A 418-nucleotide genomic window follows, 5' to 3' on the forward strand; every position below is an offset into this window, starting at 1 on the left:
TGTCTTTCTGTTGCTCCCACTCTGCTCTTTTGATCGTACAGTTGTAGGTGAATACATCTGTCCTGGACCTTGAGAAACATTTAAAGTTGGTGTACCCAAATAAAACTTCTGCCGCCTTTTTCATTTTTTCAAGATCCAGCTCATTGTGAATATGGTAAGCAGTATCTACTGAAAAAACATCCTTCCTGGTCACAATATGATATTCATAGGACCGGGAAATAGCATCAAATCTTGCATGAGCTTCAGGGGTTACTTTATAAAGCCCTTTTGCTGATATATCTTTTGGCAAAAGAGAATTCATCCTGAAGATAAACGCTTCATCTAATTCTGCTTCAGCATCAAAGTGTGCAAAGATCTGCCTGGCATGTACTCCGGAATCTGTTCTACCCGCACCAATTATTTCAGTTTTTTGCTGCAG

1 protein-coding gene is annotated in these 418 nt (G+C 39.7%); it reads right to left on the bottom strand.

The genetic code is table 11. The features are described 5' to 3' along the window. The coding region (locus HC175_RS19355) for a tRNA pseudouridine synthase A (RefSeq protein ID WP_168139769.1) at positions 1-418 on the bottom strand (418 nt) is incomplete at both ends.

It is taken from the genome of Salinimicrobium oceani (assembly GCF_012037645.1).